The organism is Marinobacter maroccanus (assembly GCF_002933275.1).
Classification (GTDB): domain Bacteria; phylum Pseudomonadota; class Gammaproteobacteria; order Pseudomonadales; family Oleiphilaceae; genus Marinobacter; species Marinobacter maroccanus.
In genome coordinates, this window is record NZ_PSSX01000005.1 from 1 (window position 1) to 21,144 (window position 21,144).

Below are 21,144 nucleotides of genomic sequence, written 5' to 3' on the forward strand. Positions count from 1 at the left end.
TGGAGGGAATGAACAACAAGATCAAGGTGATCAAGCGGATGGCTTATGGCTACCGGGACAACGATTACTTCTTCCTAAAGATAAAAGCAGCGTTTCCCGGTAAAGCGCGATGAACCTTTTTTTTGGTCCCAAAAAAAGCTGGTACGTGACGGAACCGGCCAAAGAGTAACCCCGTTAAGGGTGACGACAGATCGAATCAGACAGGGGCCGGATGGCCCCTCGGAGTAGGTTAGAAGTCGATGCAGGGCTCGCGATAGAGGCGCGGACAGGCGGTGCCGTCCTGGCGGAACAGGTGGCATTTGTTGGCGTTCATGCCCAGGGTCATTCGGGCGCCTTCCTGTATCGGGTTGGAGCCGTCGGTGCGCATGGTGATTACGCCTTCGACGTTGTTGACGTCCAGATGTACCAGAGTCTGGTAGCCCAGGCGTTCCACTACGTGCACTTCGCCTTGCAGGTACATGTCGGCTTCCTGATCTTCGCTCAGGTGTTCCGGGCGAATCCCCAGGGTTACGGTTTCGCCTTCGGAGAGTTCCGCGCCGTTTACCGGCAGTTCCAGGTGGTGATCGCCAGGCATGACGACTGTGGCGGACTGGTTGCTGGCGGAAACGACGGTGCAATCAATGAAGTTCATCTTCGGCGAGCCGATAAAGCCGGCGACAAAACGGGTAGCAGGGTAGTGATAGAGCTCCATGGGTTTGCCCACCTGGGCGATGGTGCCGTTGTCCAGGGCCACGATCTTGTCTGCCATGGTCATGGCTTCTACCTGGTCGTGGGTCACATACACCATGGTGGCGCCGAGGCGCTTGTGCAGGCGGGAAATTTCGATGCGCATCTGGACCCGCAGGGAGGCATCGAGGTTTGACAGCGGCTCGTCAAACAGGAATACCTCGGGCTCCCGGACAATGGTCCGGCCGATGGCTACGCGTTGGCGCTGGCCGCCGGAGAGGTCTTTGGGCTTGCGCTCCAGGAGCTTGTCCAGTTGCAGCAAGTTGGCGGCATCCTGAACCCGACGGTTGATTTCAGTTTTGTTGGTTTTGGCCAGCTTGAGGCCAAACGCCATGTTTTCCGCCACGTCCATGTGGGGGTAGAGGGCATAGGACTGGAACACCATGCCTACTTCCCGTTCCTTGGGCGGCAGGTTGTTAACCCGGTCGTTGCCGATGTACATGTCGCCGGAGGTAATGTCTTCCAGGCCTGCGATCATGCGCAGCAGGGTGGATTTGCCGCAGCCGGAGGGCCCGACAAAGACCACGAATTCTCCGTCCTGAATGTCCAGGTTAACGTCTCGGGTTACCTGGGCTTCGTCATAGCTCTTGCAGATATTGCGTAAAGTGACGCTGGCCATATCTCGTGTCTTCTTGTTAGGTCATTGAATGTCAGAGCCGGGCGATGTCGATGCCCCAGGGCCCGAGTGTCAGATCCTTGCCATGCCACTGGCCGCCCACGAAATCCGGGGTACCCGGTTCAGGTGAGCCAACGCCGGGCATTGGAATGGTGACGGCGCTTTCGCTCAAGTTCAGTGCCACCATCACGGTTTCATCACCCAGACTGCGTGTGTAAACCAGGGTATTCTTCGGGCTCTTGCTGAACTCTATGTCCCCTTTGAGCAGGATGGATTGATCCTTTCTCCAGCCCAGGAACGCCCGGTAGGCGGCCAGCACGGAATTATCCTCAGCATGCTGGACAGCGACAGCCGCATTGTAATGATCATCATAAACCGGCAGCCAGGGGCGCGCATCGGAGAATCCGGCGTGGGATTCCTTGTGGTGCCAGACCATGGGCGTACGGCAACCATCCCGGCCCTTGTATTCCGGCCAGAAGGTAATGCCGTAGGGATCGACAAGGTCTTCGTATTGCAGTTCGGCCTCGGTCAGCCCCAGTTCTTCACCCTGGTAGATGCAGACGCTGCCGCGCAGGGTCAGCAGCATGGCCATGTAGGCCTTGAGCTGCTGCTCCGATGTGGCGTTCCAGCGAGTGGCAACACGGGCTACATCGTGGTTGCCGATGGCCCAGCAGGGCCAGCCGTCGGTCAGCTTGCCTTCGATGGTGTTCACGGTTTTGTGGAAGAAATCCGCACCGTGCTGCTCTGTCAGCAGATCGAAGGAGTAAGCCATGTGCAGCTTGTCGCCACCGCTGGTGTAATCGGCCATGGTCTGAAGGGAATTGTCGTCGCCGATTTCGCCTACCGTGGTGGTGCCCGGGTACTGGTCCAGCAGAGCACGAAGGCGCTTCAGAAATTCGATGTTTTCCGGCTGGGTCTTGTCGTACTTGTGGAACTGGTAGGCGTAGGGGTTTTCCTTGCGCACGCCAATAGAGCCTTCTGCAACAGCCTTGCTGGCAGGGTTATCCCGCAGTTTGGGGTCGTGGAAGCAGAAGTTGATGGCATCCAGCCGGAACCCGTCGACGCCGCGGTCCAGCCAGAATTTAACATCTGACAGAACCTGTTCCTGAACCTCCGGGTTGTGGAAGTTCAGATCCGGCTGGCTGGTGAGAAAGTTGTGCAGATAATACTGCTTTCGGCGACTGTCCCAGGCCCATGCCGAGCCACCAAAGACCGACAGCCAGTTGTTCGGCGGCGTGCCGTCGGATTTCGGGTCGGCCCACACGTACCAGTCTGCCTTCGGGTTGTCACGGCTGGCACGGCTTTCGACAAACCAGGGGTGCTGGTCTGAGGAATGGCTCAACACCTGATCGATCATGATTTTCAGGTCCCGCTTGTGGGCCTCGGCAATCAGCTCGTCGAAATCCTCCAGAGTTCCGAAGATAGGGTCCACGTTGCGATAATCCGAGACATCGTAGCCGAAGTCTTTCATCGGGGAGGTAAAGAACGGGGATAGCCAGATAGCGTCCACGTTCAGGCTGGCGATGTAGTCCAGCTTTGCGGTGACCCCGGGCAGGTCTCCTATACCATCGCCATTGGAGTCGTAAAAACTTCGCGGATAAACTTGGTAAATGACGGCGCCACGCCACCAGTCCGGGTTCTTGATCATGTAGCCTCGCTTGTACTTCTGGCGGTGAGAAGTTGTTATTGTTGAGGTGGTCATAGGATTCCACCCAAATAGACTCGATCCATACTGCGTCTGGCGCGCCTTCCCTTCATCCTCCTGCGCCACTTTTTGTTGGCGTAGACGGGGGGATGAGGGGGGAGTAGGAGGGGTGAGCCAACGATGGTGATGAGGAGTGGAAAACAGACATGGTGAACCCGGAATGAGTAATACAGGATTTGGAGAGTGGTTATGGCGGGCCCCGGTGTTGGTAACCTGCCTCTGGCTTGCCGGCTTTGCGGGCACGGCCAGCGCTGACTGGTATCGGTTCTCTGATACCGCCATGACCACGCCTGTCGAACTGGAGTTCTGGGCTGAGGATAAAGCGCTGGCGGACCGGGTTGGGCAAGAGGTGCTGGCGGTTTTTCATCAGGTCGATGAGCAGATGAGTCGCTACCGGGAGGACTCGGAAGTCTCCAGACTCAACCGCAATGCCGCCAATGGTCCCGTTACCGTCAGTGACGGTCTGTTCCAGGTGCTTGACAAGGCGCGGGAGGTATCGATTCTCAGTGATGGCGCCTTCGACATCACCTTTGGCTCGGTTGGTTACCTGTACGACTTCAGAGCCGGCAAAAAGCCGACGGAGGAGGAGCTCCGATCTGGCCTGCCACGGGTGAATTTCCGGGATGTGATTCTTGATCGGGATGCCCAAACCGTCGAATTCCGCCAGACAGGGATCCGGGTGGACCTGGGCGGCATTGCCAAGGGCTATGCCGTTGATCTGGGTATCGAGCGCCTTGTGAGCCTTGGTATCCGCCATGCCCGCCTCAGTGCCGGTGGCGATATGAGGCTATTGGGAGACAAGCGGGGCCGACCCTGGTACGTGGGCATTCGGGACCCCCGCTCAGAACGGCGCAATGCGGTGGTTCTGCCGCTGGAAGACGTGGCGGTGTCTACCTCCGGGGATTACGAGCGGTTCTTCGTGGATGAAGCGGGAGAAAGAGTCCATCACATCCTGTCGCCTGAGACCGGCAAATCGGTTCAGGGCGTCCAGAGCGTGACCATTATCGGCGAGGACGCGCTGACAACCGACGGCCTGTCCACGGCGGTGTTTGTTCTCGGACCTGCGAAGGGATTGGAGATGATCGAGCGTTTGCCGGGTATTGATGTTGTGGTTATCGACGATCAGCGCATGATGCACGTGTCAGAAGGGCTCGTTCCGCCCCAAACAGACTAGGGGCGGAACGAGCAGTTTCCGTCAATTTCCGATAGTGCCGTTTACGACATTCGAGAACGCAATAAGGCTGTCCTGAGATGTGCCATTGCCCAGTCCGTGGCCATTGAAGCGGGTTCCGAACTGGTTTTGTTCACCGTGCAATGCCATGTAGTTGAGCAGCACGGTCTGAACCAACTGGTTGACGTTGTTGGCCGCAGGACTGGAGGCAGTTTCCACCGACGCATCAGAGCGCATGAAGCCGATCTGCCTGCGAATCGGAGCAGGGCGGCCTGCCGGGTTGTAAACCAGGAAGAAAGAGGCGGCCGTCTGCTGGTTGTCGCCGGTCCATTCGCCCTTGCCACGACCGTCCATGGAATCGTCAATCCGGCCGTTGCTCGACACCGAGCCGTCACTGAATACGTAGAGCATCAGCGGCATGCCCACCCGGGCTGCGTATTCCAAGCAGGCCCCCATACAACGGCCTGCCTGTTCGTCACGACGTTCGCCGGTTCCGCGCTCACCCGTGTGGTAGTCGTAGCCTCCCATGGTGATCGTGCCGGCACCGGCATAGCCGCTCAGAACCAGCTTCATCACAGATGCAGTTTTGCGGAATTCGCGGTTGCTGTTGAACTCATCGCGGCTGAAGATGCCAGTGGGGCCAACGATTTCGAGATCCAACTCCGGATCCAGATCCGCCGGGTTGCCGAATCGGTCGGCGAGATCGGCACTCTTTACATAGCCACAGCGGACAAGGTCCTTGACGACTTCATCCGTCGAGATGCCCGTATTGACCTGGTTCATCTTGGCGTCGCTGATGCGCTGGATGGATTCCATGACGGCGACAGCATCTTGCTGGTCCAGAATGCCGATCAGGTCGCCCACGTCCACCAGGCCGGTAACGTCTGAGGGCCGGTCAATCTTCGTGGGACGTACCTCAGGATTGATCAGGTTCATCGGTGCCAGCGAGTTACCACCGGATTCCGAACTCTGTGAACCGACAAGAGAGAGCAGGGAGCCGTCGGCACCGGCGCGATGAATGCCATACATCGGGTTATGGGGGTTGTTGCCGGTGTCGTTTTCCGAGCGAGCCGCAATAATGGCGCCGTCGATTGCCGCCCGGGTGCCGGCACTGGTGCTCTGCAGGATGCCGCGCAGGAAACCACTGTCGGAATGGAACGCCAGGCCCAGCTCCGTGTTCACGAACGCCGGGTCGTTGGGCAGCATGTCACCCGGCAGGCCAAGCTTGTTGTAGCCTGCAGTGCTCAGGAAGTCCATTTGCCCGCCCGACTTGCCCATCAGCACATTGGAGCCGGCGATGTTGGCTCCGCCTGCCAGGTCAAAGCAGATAAATGGAATCTTGCCGGCACCCTGAACCGCTATGCCGCAGCTTTGCTTGAGCGTTTCCAGGTCTGAAGAGAGCGCCGCGGACGCCATTCTGGGATTACCGAACAGGCTGAACAGAGAGGCACCGAACACCGTCGCAGAGCCAGCCATCAGTCCCTGGGCGATAAATTCGCGGCGGGTCCGTGGTTTGCCGTGATCGTCATGGAGCAGTGGGCTGCCGTTGGCCAAAGGCTTCTTGCGTGATTTGCGTATAAACATGATCGGCTTCCTTTACTGAACCAGGGTGGTGGCGCTGCCAAGCACAGCGGCGCAGCTAGCCTTGACGACTGTTTCCGTGCGGTCTGCTGGGCATCCGGCGCCACAGTTGGTCAGTTTATCCATAAGACTGCTGAGTTCGGTCTGTATATCGTTGTCTGCGGGCTGCGAAGTCAGATTGCTGCCTACGAAACGGGACAGAAGCGGCCCGGTAACCAGGCTCTTGCCGCCGTGATCAAAGGCCGTGCTGGCCGGGGCGGAAAAATCGAACCCGGGGAACATCTGGTCCCGAAGCTGTGCATTTGAGACCAGGGCATCGCAATACTGGATGGCCATCTGGGTAACCGCCATCTGATGAGAGGACAGGAATCCCTGGATCGTCTCTACCGTGGGCAGTTGCTGCTTTACCGTGGTGTATGTGTTGAATACAGCCTGGTTGGTTGTGGGAACGCCGGTCATCCGCGACATGGACTCGTTGATCTCGTCAAACGTTTTCAAGCCGATCTCCGATGACGATGGCAGGTCAGCGGGTTGCGGTTGAGGCGGCAGAGAAGGCTCCGAACGGGCAAAGTTGTTACCGCCCAGCTGGTCGAACGTCAGGAAAAACTCATCGCTCTCGGGCCCGTTTTCCAGTGCAATGATGGTGCCCAGAGAGGAGAGCGGCTGCCCGGTGCCCGGTTCATAGCTGCCGCTGTCCAGGACAACGTCCAGATTGGCCCAGGCCTGTCCGACAGTCGCTTCTTTGCCATTGATGCCCAGTCGCATGCCGCGCAGAGGAATGTTTGATGGCTCGGCGGTGTCATCAAGGCTGATGAAGAAGGGACTGGTGAACCGGTAGGCATAGCTATCGAACTGGCTGACTTCGAACACGATGAAACTCTCGGGCAGGTTGATCAGGTGAGAGACTCCGAACAGGAGATAGAACTTCTGGCCAACACCCACCTCGAAGTTGGCCTGGACCTGTTCTGGTGTCAGCGCACGATTGTGGATGGCAACCATCCGGATCGCACCCTGCCAGGGGGAGTTGCCATCGGTCTCGTTGCCCAGTACCAGGGCAAAGCTGTCGTCCCATTCTGTCAACAGTCCGCCGTCGTCCGGGTCGACATCGCCGGTCGGAACGCCATTCACAAAAATCTGGCGCCCGGTCGCCGGGGTGTAATTCACCACCACGTGCTGGAGGGTTGCCTGCAGCAGCATGTCGGCGTCCTGGGTCGCGAAAGGCGTATTCTCATCGCTGGTGGTGCTGCGATGCAGTACTTCGTAACGCTGGAGCGACTGGCTGAGTGTAACGTTGCGAGTGGTGGATGAGCCCGAGTAGGTCACGATGCGGGCATCTTCCTGGGTGATGTTACCCGGGGCGACCCAGGCCTCGATGCTGTATTCGCCGGAAGCGGTCAACAGGGTGTGCAGCTTCCGGCTGGCGGTGGTACTGCCCTGGGCCTTGCCGGCAGGAACCATGAAACCCTGCTCATTTTCTCCTGCTGGGCCAAGGTCGATGCCCCAGCCGCCAACCCAGTCAACGTTTCCACTCAGAGTCAGATCCAGTGCAGGCGACACGCCGCTGGTGTCAAAGGCGGTCTGGCCTTCCCCGAATTTGAACTCGTAAAGGGCAATCACGTTGTCTTCAAAGCGGCCGCCGGAGTTTGCAAGCAGGCCGTCTGCCTGAAGGTTGAGCGCCTTGCTGGCAACCATTGCCGGGTCCACAGGCTGGGCGTTCAGATCCTGGACCATTTCGAGAATCTTCAGCTCCATCAAATCGGCCGAGGCTTCACAGTTGTCATCCCAGCAGTTATGGAAGTCGTAGCGTAAGCGCTCAACCAGTCGGGATGCGCCGGGATTCATTGCATCTATGCGGCTTCTCGCCTGGCCATAGGCTGTGGCGATATCAGCACTGGCAATATAGGGAGTTTGGCCACCGTCAGCATGGCAGTCGCTGCAATACTGTCTGAGTTCTGGATACACAGTGGTGGAAAACAGACCAGGGTCGCTGGGCAGGGAAACCGTGGCGCCGGGATCTTTGATTGTGGGAGGACGAAGTTCAACCGTTTTGGCTGAGCCTTCAGAACCGCCGGCCCAGTTGGAAATATAGGTGGTGAGAATGTCCACACAGGCTGACGTGCTCTGGAGCCAGCAATTGTGGCCACCGGCGACCTTGGTCACCATCGTGGACTGGGATGGATCAGACAGGTTAACGATGGAGTTCGCCTGGGCATAAGCCAGGTTCACGTCCTGCTCGTTGACGAACGTCGGTGCCTGACCATTGGAGCCGTGGCACGCGCCGCATTTATCCTGGGTGACCAGGTTGTCCCATACGGTGCGTTTGAAGTTGGCCACATCATCGGTCGAGGGAGCCGGCCCGTTGTAGGTAACCGTGCCTGAATTCTGTGATGTATTCGGCAGTTGTTCCGTGGATTCGCCACCGCAGGCCGAAAGCAGGAAGGCCAGGGCAGTGACGGCGATGACTGATTTGAGGGAGCTCATGGAAATTCCTTTAGGTGTTTTCATAGCGTCCTCACTCCCCCATGCAGTACACAGCGGATTCCGCGAATACCTGCTTCAGGTCGTAACCCTGGCTTGCGAAGCTGGCAACCATATTGCTTACCTGTGAACGGTCTGCGCTGTTTGAGGGAGGTCGCAGGCAGACATTCTCGAACACCTTCTTGACCTGGCACTCGGCGAAGGCGTCGGAATGGGCGAACTCTCTACCCAGGCTCTTGGCACCGGAGCCCGATCCCGGGAGCGACTGATCCCAGCCCAGACGACGATTGGCGCCCTGGCGCCAGTAGTTATCCCAGCGGTCGTCGGGTGTCACATAGCCCTGCTCAAAGGTTGCAGCATTAATGTGATACTTGGCCTGAACTCTGGAGCCTGTTTCCGGATCCGTTTCGCCCATGGCGTTGTAGACCAGCCTGCCCAGCTCCCCATCAGGGTCGGCATTGGCGTCGTATTCGTAGTCGTAGTAGGCAAACGCCTGGGTCATGGGGTCCATGCCGCTGTGGCAGCCCACGCAGTTATTCAGGAATACCCGGCTGTCACCACCCGGGCTGCGGGACACATCCTGGCGAATGCGGTCTGGTGGCAGAGTAACGTCCGCAACCTGTTCCAGGTCGTTGCACATGTGATTGATCAGCGTGAAGCGGAACATGGCCCGGTTCGTTCCGGCACTGAAGAATGCTCGGGCTGAGGCTCTTGACGTAATGACGCCCGCGGTGGCAGAGGGCGGCAGGCCGGTGTAGGTCGACTGATTCACGCTTATCAGATTGTTCTTGAGGCTGGCCCCGCTGTTCTCCAGGGATTCGTAGTGATTGTTGTTGCTGTTGGAGTAGTTCGGCAGATTCAGTGAAGGATCTCCAATATACAGCACATCGTCATACAGGACTTTGCGGAAATCTTCCCCGTCCCGCACCAGGCCAATCACCGTGGCGATATAATCATTGAGGGGCACGAACTTTGACATCGCCTCGTTGGTCCAGGGGGCGGCGAAATTCTTCAGGGTGACGTCGTAGAAGGCGCTGTCCTCCATGGCAGTGAAGGCGGCGTCAATGGTGTTGCCCGAGATAATATCGCTTTCCATGTCGTCAAGGACGTCGGCGGAAGGAGGCACGCCGGCAATCCGGTCGTGAATTCGTTTGGCCTGTTCTCTGGGGCCGGCCTGAGCAATGCTTGCCTGCCCAGACACCAGCGCAATGAGAACTGCGGTACTGCAAGCCTTGCTGATCAGGCTTATGATCCTGTTCCGGCCGGTCATGTCCTTTCCCTCGGTGATCGTTAGCAATCGCACATTAATGCTTTTTGACATTTGTTAAAAGTTTACGGCTTGCTATATCCTCCGTTTTGAGCTGTAGGCCACGTTATTACATTAGGTTACGTAAAAGCCTTGGAGCCTGCCCTCGGAACCGACTTAATTTATGTCATGGAATGTCATCCGGAACAGGGTTTGTCGCGTTGGAAATTAAGTCACCAAGTCTTTCTGTCTCACTCAGTGCTCGCCTCGCCATCGCACTTGGCTTGCTTGCAGCTCTGTCTGGCTGTCTTTCAAGCAGTGACAGCCAGCAGGCGGACCCGGTGGTTGTCGAGAACCCTGTGGCTTATGTCGAACGGGCACTGCTTTTTGACGAGAACACCGGTGCCCTGGTGGAGGATAACCTTGCCGACCCGAGCGCCTTCCGTCCCGGAGCAAGGCTGTTACTGAAGGCCAGTGCGACCGCAGATGCCGAAACACGGGATATTGCTTCCAGGGCGTTCGCCGGGCCGCAATTCCTCGATGACAACGGCCAGTTGCGTTATGACGTGAAAGATCTCCACGTTTCCCACGATGGCTTGCGATTGCTGTTCGCCATGCGCGCCCCGGAAATCGAAGATGCCGATGACGAGGATCAGCCAACCTGGAATATCTGGGAATACGATGTTAGTACCGACATCCTGCGCCGGATCATCGATTCGGACGTCACTGCCCGTGCTGGCCAGGACGTTGCGCCCGCCTATCTGCCCGATGGCAGGATCGTTTTCTCTTCCACCCGTCAGCGGATTTCGAAGGCGGTGCTGCTGGATGAAGGCAAACCCCAGTATTCCGGCCTGGACGAGGAGGGTGACAGCCCTGCGTTTGTTCTGCATGTGATGGACGATGATGGCCAGAATATTGAGCAGATCACGTTCAACCAGAGCCACGACCTCGACCCCATGGTGGCGGACGACGGCACCATTGTGTTCAGCCGCTGGGACAATGCCGGCCAGACCCGCAACAACGGTGTAAACCTCTATCGCGTGAACCCTGACGGTACCGGCCTGAGCTATCTCTTCGGTCGTCACTCTCACGATTCGGTACCAGAAACCAACGATATTCAATATCTGCAGCCCCGCAAGTCAGACAGTGGCAATCTGCTGGTTCAGCTAAGGCCATTTGAGAGTGATGATTATGCGTCCGTGTTGGCAGAAGTCGATGTTGACCAGTTTGTTGAGGCCAACCTGCGCATCGACGGGACCGAAGGTTCTGGTCAGCGCTCGCTTGTGCCCGGTGTAGGCCTGGATGGGCAGCTGTCGCTGAAAGGCAGCTATGCATCGGTTTCACCACTGCTGGATGGTACCAACCGCTACCTGGTGAGTTGGACACCCTGCCGGTTGCGTGAAACAGCAACCGACCGGATTGTTAACTGCACGGAAGACCGCCTTCAATCTGAAGATTATCAGCCCGCAGAGCCCGTCTACGGTCTCTGGCTTCTCGATATCACCAGTGAAACCCAGCGACCAGTCGTCCCACCTGTTGAAGGTATTCAGTTCGATGAAGCAGTACTGATGAAGGAGCGGCCCCTGGAGGGATTTATTCCTGAGTCCCAGTTTACCGGTGATGAGGGCGCTCTCGGGGATGCCGGTTACGGGATTCTGCACATTCGCAGTGTCTACGATATTGACGGAGTAGACACCACGCCGGCTGGTATTGCTGCAATGGCCGATCCGCTGCAAACGCCGCCGGAGGATCGGTCTGCCAGGTTCCTTCGCCTGGAAAAACCCGTGGCCATTCCCGATGAGAATGTCCGGGATTTCGACAACAGCGCCTTTGGCCGCAGCCGGGGTCAGCTAATGCGGGAGATACTGGGCTACGTGCCGATAGAGCCTGATGGGTCAGTGAAGGTGGCGGTGCCCGCCAATGTTGCTTTTGCCATCCGTATTCTTGATGAGAAAGGCCAGCGTGTTGGTGGCGCTATGGGCAACCGGCACCAGAACTGGCTCACGGTGCGCCCCGGCGAGACCCTTGAATGTTCAGGGTGCCACAACCCGAACAGTCCGACACCCCATGGCAGACCGGATGCCGGTCGAGCGTCCGTGTGGGGTGGGGCCGCAACCACCAGCCTTCCGTTCCCGAATACCGACCCGGCTCTGTTTGCCGACATGGGTGAAACCATGGCTCAGGTGTTTGCCCGCATCAACGAGATTCGCCGGCCGACGCCGGATGTAATCTATGCCGATGAATGGTCCGGAGATGCCGTGGATCCCAAGCCTGACAGCTTTGCCTACGCCTATGCCGATCTGCAGACACCGCCGCCGATATCCGGCGTATGTGCCACCGACTGGGCGCCGAATTGCCGGATTGTGATCAACTACGAGCAGCATATTCATCCGCTGTGGAGCGTCAATCGGGAGGTATTGGATCCGGACACCATGGCGGTCGTGGATGACTACACCTGTACCAGTTGCCATACGGACACCGATGCGGCGGACGCTCAGCAAGTGCCGGCTGGACAACTGGATCTGGGCGATGGCCCGTCACCCGATGAACCGCTACACTTCAACGCCTACAGAGAACTGCTCTTCCCGGATAGTGAGCAGGAACTGGTTAACGGCGCCCTGATCGATGTGCTCGTGGACTCCGGGGAGGTTTTGAGGGACGAAGAAGGCAATCCCATTCTGGACACCAACGGAGATGAACAACCCATCCTGGTAACAGTGCCGGTGCAGGCTTCAATGTCCGTCAACGGTGCTCGTGCCAGTCGTTTCTTCGACGTATTCGCCGACGACGGATCACACAGGGATTTCCTCTCGCCCGCCGAACTGCGACTGATTGCAGAGTGGTTGGATATTGGCGGCCAGTATTTCAACAATCCGTTCGACGCTCCGGAAGACTGATCCAAGGACTGAAATTCGCACCATGCCCATCGCCATTCTTATGTTTCTTTTGTTGTTGCCGGCCCAGAGCTGGGCTGGCTGGCTGTGGGGGCAGGCTGAAGACGATGCATTGAAAGTGCAGGTGGTGGAGCCCTATGTGTCCTGGCGAACCGGACCGGCAACGGGCTATCCGATTTTTCATACCAGCGAAAAAGGGGAATGGCTAACCATTCTCCAGCGCAAGACAAGTTGGATCAAAGTGACGGATACCCGTGGCCGGGAGGGTTGGATAGCGGTTGCGGATATTGCGCAGACGGTGGATGCCACGGGTAATCGTGTGGATCTTCAGGTGCCGGATTTTGAGGCTTTTGAAAGCCGGCGGGTGGAAGCCGGATTGATGATGGGGGAGTTTGACGGTGCCGCTGTCACGGCAGGCTACGGCGGCTTCTGGATGACCAGAAACCTGTCCGCCGAGCTTTGGGCTTCTCAGATTCTGGGCAGCGCCTCGGAAATTAGAATGGTTAATGCGAATCTGGTGCATCAGCCATTTCCTGACTGGCGGGTATCACCCTTTTTTACCCTGGGGGTCGGGCATATCTGGGTTGATCCCAAGGCCACTCTGGCTCAGCCCGAAGTACGGGATAACAGCATTGGCCATGCAGGGCTTGGCATCCGCGCCTACATCACCGATCGATATTTCATCCGTGCCGAAGTGAAGGACTACAAAGTGTTCACTACCCGGTCCACCAACGAAGAAGCGACAGAATGGAAAATCGGACTAAGCATCTTTTTCTGAAAACGCTGTGTCTCGGGGCAGGGCTATGCATAGCCACAGCAACCCAGGCCCAGGATGATCGGCCGCTGATCGAGCCGGATGTTACCCCGGTGCCGGTCACCGAGGCGCTGATTGACACCGAGAACTTTGAAATTGGCGCTTTTGTGGGCGTGCTCAATATCGAGGACTTCGAGTCGTCGCTGCTTTATGGCGGCAAGCTCACCTACCACCTCAGTGAGTCCTTCTTTTTCGAGGCGGGAGTGGGCTTTGCGGAGGGCGGCGAAACCAGTTTCGAGAAGCTGGCCGGCAACGTGGAGGTGCTCACCGACAGTGAGCGGGATTACAGCTATTACAATATCAACCTGGGTTACAACGTGCTGCCGGGCGAGGCCTTCCTCACTGAGAACTATGCGTTCAACACCAATTTCTACCTGATCGCAGGGGCCGGAGCCACCGATTTTGCCGGTGATACCCGGTTTACCCTGAATGCCGGGGCGGGCTATCAGGTGCTGTTGACGGACAGCGTCGCAGTCCACCTTGGGGTGCGCCAGCACTACTACCGAATCGATGTTCTGGGGGCCGAGAAGACCTCCATGAACACCGAGGTAAGCACTGGCCTGTCGGTCTTTTTCTGAGTACAGGAGCAACGGTTATGAAAGCATCCATAAAATCACTGGCAGTAGCGGGCATCCTGGCCTGCCTGAGCCCACTGGCAGGCGCAGAAGCAATCAATGTTCCGGCTCCGGATTTCACCCTGGAAAGCCGTTCCGGGGAGAACCTGAGGCTGGAGGATCATCGTGGTGAAGTGGTGATGCTGAACTTCTGGGCCTCCTGGTGCGGGCCCTGCCGCCAGGAAATGCCCCTGATGGATGAGCTGTACAGCCAATACAAGGATCTCGGTTTCACGATTCTGGCGGTCAATGTGGATGAAAATCGGGAGGAGGCGCATCGCTTCCTGGACAAGGTGCCCGTGAATTACCCGATCCTCTACGATCCGGAGAGCTCGGTGAGTGAACTGTATGAAGTGCAGGCCATGCCAACCACCGTAATGATTGATCGCAATGGCAATGCCCGTTATCTCCACTACGGATACCAGCCGGGCTACGAAGACGAGTACGAACAGCAGATTCGCGAATTGGTGCGCGAGTAATTTTCGGACGGGACGTTTATGCGTAGTTTGTCGATCTTCACTGTCTCCGCGCTGCTGGCCGCCTCGTTTGCGGTTTCTGGATGCAGTTCAGTTAAGCCGTGGGTGAAACCTTACGAACGGGATAATCTGGCGGATCCGGTCATGAGTCTCAGTCGTCATGGCAAAGCGGATTCCTATATGCACCACGTCTATCAGGCCCGGGAGTCTGCACGGGGAGCGGAAGGCGGTTCGGGAGGTGGTTGTGGCTGCAACTGACAGAAGACAGTTGGTGCGGTCCGGGTTGCTTTTGTTGCTGGCGCTGGTGCCGTTCGGGCATCAGGCGATTGCGGCGACCTTGCCAGTGGATAACGTGGATGTTCTCTACCACCGCTACGATGGTGGTGGTATGGTCATTGACGGCCCATCAGTTCTGGTGCGCAAGGGTATTGGCTCGTCGGTTTCGTTTTCGGGGCAGTACTACGTCGACTCTGTTTCGGCCGCTTCGGTGGATGTCCTTGCAACGGCGAGCCCCTATGAGGAAGAGCGGAACGAGTACACCTTTGGCGTTGATTACCTGCACGACAAATCCATTCTGAGCCTTGGCTTTACCAACAGTACCGAAAACGATTACGAAGCCAATACCGTTTATTTTTCTGTCAGTCAGGAGTTCTTCGGGGGTATGTCCACGGTCACCATGGGTTATGCCAGTGGCTGGGATGAGGTTGGCCGGGTTGGTAACGATTCCTTCAGCGAGGAAGCCGATCGTCGCAACTATCAGCTGGGTCTGAGCCAGGTTGTCACCCGCAACAGTCTGGTGGGCCTGGACCTTGAGGTAGTCACGGATGAGGGCTTCCTGCAGAACCCTTACCGACAAAACCGCTACATCGACCCGAACGATTCCACAGCGTTCCTGTATCAACCGGAGCGTTATCCGGAAACACGAACCAGCACCTCCGTGGCCATGCGAGCGCTTTACTATCTGCCGTATCGCGCCTCAATTCGCGGTGAATACCGTTATTTTTCCGATACCTGGGGCATCAACGCCCACACGGTCGAGCTGGGATACGTTCACGGATTGACCCAGCGTTGGACCCTTGAGGGTTCCGTTCGCTACTACAGCCAGAACGAGGCGGACTTTTACAGCGACCTTTTCCCGTTCGAGAACTCCCAGACACACCTTGCCCGGGACAAGGAACTCAGCTCGCTTTCAGGAACAACCCTGGCGGTAGGCGCGGTGTACGAATGGAAGCAGACGTCTCTTCCGGGCATCGATCGCCTGCAGTTCAGTCTCCTGGTGGACTGGCTGAATTTTGATTATGACAACTTCCGGGATGTCACCGCAGCCGGAGATTTTCTCCCCGGCGAAGAACCCCTTTATTCCTTCGATGCCTACGTAACCCGGGCGTCGTTGATTCTTGAATACTGAGCATGCAGGAAGAACGACCATGGCCACTTGCTTGAACCATCGAATCCCGGCGCTTTTGGCGGCATTGACCCTCGCCCTGACGGCCCCCGCATTCGCCCAGACCAACACCGGGGCTGAGAAGGATGATACAGCCGTCGCCGAGCAGGTGGAGGCTCTCAAGAAGAAGGTGATCCGCCTGAACCGGGACCTGTTTATCCTCGAAGAGGATCTGCTGTTCCCGGCCAATACCCAGGTTGCGGTGTTTCTCAGCGTGGATGCCGGAAAGTTCCTGAAGCTGGATGCGGTGAAGCTGAAGGTCGACGATGAGATCGTTGCCTCTTACCTCTACACGGAGCGTCAGGTAAAAGCACTCGAACGGGGCGGCATGCAGCGGCTGTATGTGGGCAACCTGAAAACCGGAGTTCACCAGATGACCGCGTTCGTTGAAGGCATCGGTCCGGATCAGCGGCCCTACAAGCAGGCCGCGTCCCTGGAATTTGAAAAGGGTACTGGCACAGCTGCTCTGGAGATCCGTGTTGAGGATCGCTCTTCCGATTATCAGCCCTCCGTGTCCATCGTGGAGTGGGAGTAAGCCGCGTCGTGGGATTGACAGTGAGCAAGCCGTTTCGAGCGCACCCGGTACTGTTCACCGGTGCTTTGCTATGGCTGACGATGATTGCGCCGGCCCAGGCCGATGAGCCCCAACCGGAGCGTGCGCAGGACCTCAGGTACGGTTGGGTACTCTATGAATACCATCAGGGCAACGCCTTTGAGGCTCTGACCCAGCTGGCGGTTGCCCGGGAACAAGGTGGTATTGATGGTCATGGTGATCACCCGGCTCTGGTAGAGGGCGGGCTCATGCTGTCCTGGGGGATGACCCGTGAGGCCAGCATATTGTTCACGGAACTGCTCGGTGCTGACGGAGCGGGCAGCACACTTTCGACCGATGTTCGGAATCAGGCCTGGTTCTATCTGGGCAAGGTGTTCTACCTGGAAGGTGATCATGAACTGGCCAGCGAGAATCTCGAGCGTGTAGATGGTGACATCCTGGCTGAGGCCAACCATGACCTGTTCCGAGAGTGGGTTTATCTGCGAGCCCGACTGGCCATGATGTCTTCGAGGACTGGAGACGAATCGGAACTGGCGTCGCTCCAGGCGCAACTGGAAGACACGGATATCTGGTCCCTTTACCTCCGGTACAATTCGGCCGTTTCCGCCCTGGCTGCAGGAGACGCTGTCACGGCCGAGGCGGAACTGCAGGCACTCATCGCCATCATTGAACAGTCTACCGACTCTGCCGAACCAGAGGCCGAACGCCAGGGACTGTTGGGCAGGGCCCGCCTGTCACTTGCCCGGCTGTACCTCAGGGATAACCAGTTCGATGGGGCCCTGGAGATTCTTGGGAACATGCCCCTGACTGGGCTGTTCGCCGATCAGGCCCTGTTCGACTACGCCGTAGCCGCGGCCGGGCAGGGCAGGCCGGAGCGGGCACTCGATGCCCTCGATACCCTCTCGAACCGGGATCTGTTTTTGCCGTGGCGGCAGCAGGTTCCGTTTGCCCGAGCCTATGTACTTGAGCAGATGAACAGAACGCAGCAAGCCTTACCCGCGTTTAAACAGGCAGCCGGCCATTACCAGGCCCGAATCGAGGAGCTCGATGACATCCGGAATCGGCTCACTGAAGAGACTCTCATGGCCCAGCTCGATTTCAGCCGAGATAGCGACGGGATTCTCACAGATTCCCACGGACGACTGCGGGTTCAGCCGGTCGATTTCGGCATGGCCGAAGTGCTGGCTTCGGAAACCTTCCAGCAGGCCCTTGCGGAATTGAACGAACTTTACCGGATGCAGTCCTTCATCGCCGAGCGGCAGTCACGGTTCGAGTCCTTCCGGATAATGCTGGAAACCCGCGAACAGCAGCGTCAGGTTCGTATTGCCCAAACCCGTCGGGCGCTGGAAAACCAGCAGGCGGACCAGTGGCAGCAGTTGCACCAGGAATTCAGTGAGAAGATTTCTGAGGCACTGACGGAGGAAGACGCCGGTTTCTTCATGACGTCCAAACAGAAGGCGCTGAGAGACAAGCTCGATGAGGTTGAAGAAACTCTGGCGGGCTTGCCTGACGACGCGACCACGGCCAGCCAGCGTGCGACCTATCAGAGGATGCGTGCCTACTTCGACTGGTGGATTGCGGATGACTATGGCGTGAATCGCTGGGCGGCGCAAAAACAGTTGCGGGAGCTGAATCGCGAAATGGATCGCTTTCAGGCCCAGCGGCAGCGGGTTGAAACCCTGATGGCCGACGACGCCCGCCATGCTGAACTGGCTCGACGCATCGCTGCCAGTGAACGGGAACTCGCGACCCTTGGGGAAGAGGTTGCCGATGCATTGGTCAATGCCCGGCAAGCCCTCTTGAGTCAGGTAGACAGCATGCTTGTAGCCCAGCAGGAGGAGCTGAACGGGTACCTGTTGGCTTCCCGTCATGCCCAGGCGAGGCTGGCGGACCAGCTGTTCCGCGCATCCCAAAGTGCAGGTGTCGGGGATGAGTAACCGGATGCCTGGAAAGACCGTGAGGGGACTTGTCATCGCCGTAGCCCTTGTCATGATCAGTGGCTGCCAGATGTTGCAGTCGATGATGCCTGCCGGCGACGAGGAAATGCCCCGGGTCCGTGAGGGCACCCTGGCAGCGCTTCCGGCGAACGAAACCCGGCAAGCCAGTGGAAGTTTAGAAGCTGGCAGCGACCCGGCGGGCGATGTTTCAATCGAGTCGGTGATGGACAGCTACAAGGCACTTTTGCCACTTGTGGACGATCCCCGGAAGCAGGTCACCATCCGGCATCGGCTGGCCGATCTGGAGTTCCAGCGGGCGGAGCGGAAAATGGCCGATACCGCCGTCGATGAGCTCTCCGGTGCTATTGAAGCCTACCAGCGCCTGCTGTCGGAATATCCAGAACGCGAAGGCAATGACCAGATCTACTATCAGCTTGCCAGGGCCTGGGAGCTTCGGGGTGCGACGCCTCAACAGCTGGAGGCCCTGACTGCCCTGGTCCAACGTTACCCCGATTCAGAATACTGGATTGAAGCCCAGTTCCGTCGGGGAGATCTGCTGTTCATCGATGGCCGGTACCCGGAAGCCGAGCAGGCGTTCGACGAGGTGACCCTGGCCAGCCAGGAACGCATGGCCGACGCCTCGTTTCTGGTGAACGCGCATTACATGAAAGGCTGGAGCCTGTTCAAGCAGGCGCAATACCAGGAGGCCCTGTTCAGCTACGTAGAGGTGCTCGATCTGGTGATGCCTGAGGGCAAGCCGGTGGCGGATGTGGATCAGCGGAGCCAGACCCTGATCGAGGATCTGTTCAGGGTAGTGGGGCTTTCACTGTCTTACCTTGACGGCGCGGAGACCCTCCAGGCGCTGTTCCGCCAGACGGGTGGGCGTCCCTATGAAATCCTGGTCTACGACCGCTACAGCGAGCTCTTGCTCGAGAGGGAACAATACAGTGACGCCATCGATGTCTTTGAAGCCTATATAGAAGACCATCCGTCCAGCCCCTGGGCGCCGCGCTACCACATCCGGATCATTGATACCCTGGAGCTGGCCGGTTTCACCCGTACCATCCCTGAACGAAAGGCCGGCTTTGTCAGCCTTTACGGACTCTACAGCGATTACTGGCAGTCAGCGGGCCCTTCGGCGATCAGCTTTATCGAACAGCAGCTGGAACAGCTGTTGCCGGAACTGGCAGACCGTCAGTACCTGCTGGCAGGGGAGGCCCCGGATAATCAGCAGGCGGACGATCACTACCGCAAGGCCGCCAGTTATTATGCCGAATTTGCGGCTACTTTCCCGGATCATCCCCGCACACCCGAGCGTCTCTTCCTCCTGGGTGAGACCTATCTGGAACTGGAAGACTGGCCGGCGGCCATCGCCGCTTTTGAGCGGGTAGCTTATGACTATCCCGGCGACCGGGTCCCCGAGCGAGCACCGGAGGCGGGCTATGCGTCGGTACTGGCCTTCCGGGAGTACGCAAAGACCTGGGAAAGCGAACCCGTATCGGAGCAGATGGCTTATCAGGAGCTACAGCAGTTGAATCGACTTAGGTTTGCAAATGCTTTCCCAGGTGATTCCCGGGCACCGGCGGTGTATTACATTGCACTGCAGCGGGAGTTTGACCAGGACAACTGGGAAGAGTCGGTCAACATGGCGGCTCGTCTTGTTACCTGGCAACCGGCGCCTCCGGCCGAATTAACGACGGAAGCCTTGCTGTTGTCTGGCCACAGCCTGTCCGAACTGGGTCGACACGGGGAGGCGGAGCTGGCCTACCGTGACGCCCTGGCGACAATGGTTGAAGACGATGAACGCAGAAGCGGCGTTCGTGAAAATCTGGCCGCAGCGGTCTATCGGCAGGCAGAGCAGTTAGCTGACGCCGGCAATGTGGAGGCGGCCGTCAGCGAATTCCTGCGAGTCGGCACGGCCGTTCCCGAATCCGTTCTGCGGGCAAATGCGGAATACGATGCTGCCTCACTTCTTATCACCGCCAGTTTTTGGGATCAGGCTATCAGTGTGCTGAACGGATTCCGGAGGGCTTTCCCGACCCACGAACTGATTGATACGGTCCCGGCAAAACTTGCGTTGGCCTACCGTGAAACGGAGCAGTGGGAGCGAGCAGCCGACGAACTTCAGCAAATGGTGGCCCTGGCGACGACGCCGGAAGAGCGAAGGGAAAATCTGTTGATTGCAGCAGAGTTGTACGATCAGGCCGGCAACCGGGAAAAGGCGATCGACACCTGGCGCAGTTACGCTAACAGCCATCCCGAGCCGGCGGATGTCTACATGGAGGCGGCCAATCGGCTGTCCGAGCTCTACCAGGAAGAGGGGGATACCGAAAAACGGGATTACTGGCTGCGCAAGCAGATGGAAACGGTGGATCGAAACCCGGACGAGGCGGATGATCGCATGCGCTATCTTGCGGCGTCAGCCTCTGCAATGCTCGCCCGCGATGCCCTTGCCCGGTATGACAGCATTCGCCTGACTCTGCCGCTGAACCAGAGCATGACAGCAAAGACCGATGCACTCGAAAGGGCAGTCAATGCCTACAAGAAAACCGCCAGCTACGGTCTCTCGTCGTTCGCTACCGAGGCCGGTTACCAGATCGCCCATATTTATGGACGCCTCGGTGCCGACCTGATGGATTCCGAACGGCCCACCGGATTGAGCGAGCTTGAACTGGCCCAGTACGAGCTGCTGCTGGAAGAACAGGCCTACCCGTTTGAGGACAACGCCATCGATATCCACGAGCAGAACATCCGGCGGGCCCGGGAGGGCATTTTTGATGAGTGGGTCAAGCGCAGCTATGAGGCCTTGAAAGTCCTGTTGCCGGGGCGCTACCGGAAAGAAGAACTGACCTCGGGGGTTGTCTATGAAATCGATTAAGGCCTGTGGAC

At 58.1% G+C, this 21,144-nt stretch carries 16 protein-coding genes; 11 read left to right on the top strand and 5 right to left on the bottom strand.

What is annotated here, in order from left to right; all coding sequences use genetic code 11:
- Positions 1 to 113: transposase (locus KEHDKFFH_RS07495; RefSeq protein ID WP_146084194.1), on the top strand; the 113-nt coding region annotated here is incomplete at its 5' end.
- 116 nt (positions 114 to 229) lie between these two features.
- Here KEHDKFFH_RS07495 and malK read toward each other — a convergent pair.
- Positions 230 to 1,345 (bottom strand): maltose/maltodextrin ABC transporter ATP-binding protein MalK, encoded by a 1,116-nt coding sequence (gene malK, locus KEHDKFFH_RS07500; RefSeq protein ID WP_104321348.1) that lies wholly within the window; start codon positions 1,343 to 1,345, stop codon positions 230 to 232.
- Between the two features lie 31 nt (positions 1,346 to 1,376).
- A complete protein-coding gene (locus KEHDKFFH_RS07505) occupies positions 1,377 to 2,990 on the bottom strand; it encodes an alpha-glucosidase family protein (RefSeq protein WP_104321349.1) in 1,614 nt (537 codons plus the stop codon).
- Between the two features lie 217 nt (positions 2,991 to 3,207).
- On the opposite strand from KEHDKFFH_RS07505, the gene KEHDKFFH_RS07510 reads away from it, so the two are divergent.
- Entirely contained in the window at positions 3,208 to 4,221 is a 1,014-nt protein-coding gene (locus KEHDKFFH_RS07510) for an FAD:protein FMN transferase (protein WP_241956455.1), read from the top strand.
- 21 nt (positions 4,222 to 4,242) lie between these two features.
- Here KEHDKFFH_RS07510 and KEHDKFFH_RS07515 read toward each other — a convergent pair whose 3' ends face one another.
- Genes KEHDKFFH_RS07515 through KEHDKFFH_RS07525 form a run of 3 tightly spaced genes read right to left on the bottom strand, consistent with a single transcriptional unit; the run spans position 4,243 to position 9,547 of the window.
- Positions 4,243 to 5,802, bottom strand: a complete 1,560-nt coding sequence (locus tag KEHDKFFH_RS07515) for a general secretion pathway protein GspF (protein ID WP_104321350.1) — start codon at positions 5,800 to 5,802, stop codon at positions 4,243 to 4,245.
- Positions 5,803 to 5,814: 12 nt separating this feature from the next.
- Positions 5,815 to 8,280, bottom strand: a complete 2,466-nt coding sequence (locus KEHDKFFH_RS07520) for a LamG domain-containing protein (protein WP_192875758.1) — start codon at positions 8,278 to 8,280, stop codon at positions 5,815 to 5,817.
- Positions 8,281 to 8,311: 31 nt separating this feature from the next.
- Positions 8,312 to 9,547, bottom strand: coding sequence for a hypothetical protein (locus KEHDKFFH_RS07525; protein ID WP_104321352.1), 1,236 nt, complete (start codon positions 9,545 to 9,547; stop codon positions 8,312 to 8,314).
- A gap of 197 nt (positions 9,548 to 9,744) precedes the next feature.
- On the opposite strand from KEHDKFFH_RS07525, the gene KEHDKFFH_RS07530 reads away from it, so the two are divergent.
- Genes KEHDKFFH_RS07530 through KEHDKFFH_RS07570 form a run of 9 tightly spaced genes read left to right on the top strand, consistent with a single transcriptional unit; the run spans position 9,745 to position 21,133 of the window.
- On the top strand, positions 9,745 to 12,420 hold the full coding sequence (locus KEHDKFFH_RS07530) for an HzsA-related protein (protein ID WP_479684615.1): 2,676 nt from the start codon (positions 9,745 to 9,747) through the stop codon (positions 12,418 to 12,420).
- 22 nt (positions 12,421 to 12,442) lie between these two features.
- Positions 12,443 to 13,195 (top strand): SH3 domain-containing protein, encoded by a 753-nt coding sequence (locus tag KEHDKFFH_RS07535; protein ID WP_104321354.1) that lies wholly within the window; start codon positions 12,443 to 12,445, stop codon positions 13,193 to 13,195.
- Positions 13,165 to 13,809, top strand: a complete 645-nt coding sequence (locus KEHDKFFH_RS07540) for an outer membrane beta-barrel domain-containing protein (RefSeq protein WP_104321355.1) — start codon at positions 13,165 to 13,167, stop codon at positions 13,807 to 13,809. The genes KEHDKFFH_RS07535 and KEHDKFFH_RS07540 overlap by 31 nt, the downstream gene beginning before the upstream one ends.
- Positions 13,810 to 13,826: 17 nt before the next feature.
- Positions 13,827 to 14,324 (top strand): TlpA family protein disulfide reductase, encoded by a 498-nt coding sequence (locus KEHDKFFH_RS07545; RefSeq protein WP_104321356.1) that lies wholly within the window; start codon positions 13,827 to 13,829, stop codon positions 14,322 to 14,324.
- A gap of 18 nt (positions 14,325 to 14,342) precedes the next feature.
- Positions 14,343 to 14,579, top strand: a complete 237-nt coding sequence (locus KEHDKFFH_RS07550) for a DUF4266 domain-containing protein (protein ID WP_104321357.1) — start codon at positions 14,343 to 14,345, stop codon at positions 14,577 to 14,579.
- Complete coding sequence (locus KEHDKFFH_RS07555; RefSeq protein ID WP_479684616.1) at positions 14,566 to 15,729, top strand: DUF3570 domain-containing protein; 1,164 nt, start codon at positions 14,566 to 14,568, stop codon at positions 15,727 to 15,729. Before KEHDKFFH_RS07550 ends, KEHDKFFH_RS07555 begins: the two co-directional genes overlap by 14 nt.
- 19 nt (positions 15,730 to 15,748) lie before the next feature.
- Positions 15,749 to 16,300, top strand: a complete 552-nt coding sequence (locus tag KEHDKFFH_RS07560; RefSeq protein WP_104321359.1) for an AraC family transcriptional regulator — start codon at positions 15,749 to 15,751, stop codon at positions 16,298 to 16,300.
- A gap of 20 nt (positions 16,301 to 16,320) precedes the next feature.
- Positions 16,321 to 18,255: a coiled-coil domain-containing protein gene (locus KEHDKFFH_RS07565; protein WP_241956456.1), complete on the top strand. Its 1,935-nt coding sequence runs from the start codon at positions 16,321 to 16,323 to the stop codon at positions 18,253 to 18,255.
- Positions 18,248 to 21,133, top strand: a complete 2,886-nt coding sequence (locus tag KEHDKFFH_RS07570; protein ID WP_104321361.1) for a tetratricopeptide repeat protein — start codon at positions 18,248 to 18,250, stop codon at positions 21,131 to 21,133. Before KEHDKFFH_RS07565 ends, KEHDKFFH_RS07570 begins: the two co-directional genes overlap by 8 nt.
- The last annotated feature ends 11 nt before the right edge of the window (positions 21,134 to 21,144 follow it).

What these genes read in the sequence shown, in the direction of transcription:
- KEHDKFFH_RS07505 (WP_104321349.1), bottom strand. Translation starts at nt 2,990, where the DNA reads ATGATCAAGAACCCGGACTGGTGGCGTGGCGCCGTCATTTACCAAGTT.
- KEHDKFFH_RS07515 (WP_104321350.1), bottom strand. Translation starts at nt 5,802, where the DNA reads ATGTTTATACGCAAATCACGCAAGAAGCCTTTGGCCAACGGCAGCCCA.
- malK (WP_104321348.1), bottom strand. Translation starts at nt 1,345, where the DNA reads ATGGCCAGCGTCACTTTACGCAATATCTGCAAGAGCTATGACGAAGCC.
- KEHDKFFH_RS07560 (WP_104321359.1), top strand. Translation starts at nt 15,749, where the DNA reads ATGGCCACTTGCTTGAACCATCGAATCCCGGCGCTTTTGGCGGCATTG.
- KEHDKFFH_RS07510 (WP_241956455.1), top strand. Translation starts at nt 3,208, where the DNA reads ATGAGTAATACAGGATTTGGAGAGTGGTTATGGCGGGCCCCGGTGTTG.
- KEHDKFFH_RS07540 (WP_104321355.1), top strand. Translation starts at nt 13,165, where the DNA reads ATGGAAAATCGGACTAAGCATCTTTTTCTGAAAACGCTGTGTCTCGGG.
- KEHDKFFH_RS07550 (WP_104321357.1), top strand. Translation starts at nt 14,343, where the DNA reads ATGCGTAGTTTGTCGATCTTCACTGTCTCCGCGCTGCTGGCCGCCTCG.
- KEHDKFFH_RS07525 (WP_104321352.1), bottom strand. Translation starts at nt 9,547, where the DNA reads ATGACCGGCCGGAACAGGATCATAAGCCTGATCAGCAAGGCTTGCAGT.
- KEHDKFFH_RS07520 (WP_192875758.1), bottom strand. Translation starts at nt 8,280, where the DNA reads ATGAGCTCCCTCAAATCAGTCATCGCCGTCACTGCCCTGGCCTTCCTG.
- KEHDKFFH_RS07570 (WP_104321361.1), top strand. Translation starts at nt 18,248, where the DNA reads ATGAGTAACCGGATGCCTGGAAAGACCGTGAGGGGACTTGTCATCGCC.
- KEHDKFFH_RS07545 (WP_104321356.1), top strand. Translation starts at nt 13,827, where the DNA reads ATGAAAGCATCCATAAAATCACTGGCAGTAGCGGGCATCCTGGCCTGC.
- KEHDKFFH_RS07535 (WP_104321354.1), top strand. Translation starts at nt 12,443, where the DNA reads ATGCCCATCGCCATTCTTATGTTTCTTTTGTTGTTGCCGGCCCAGAGC.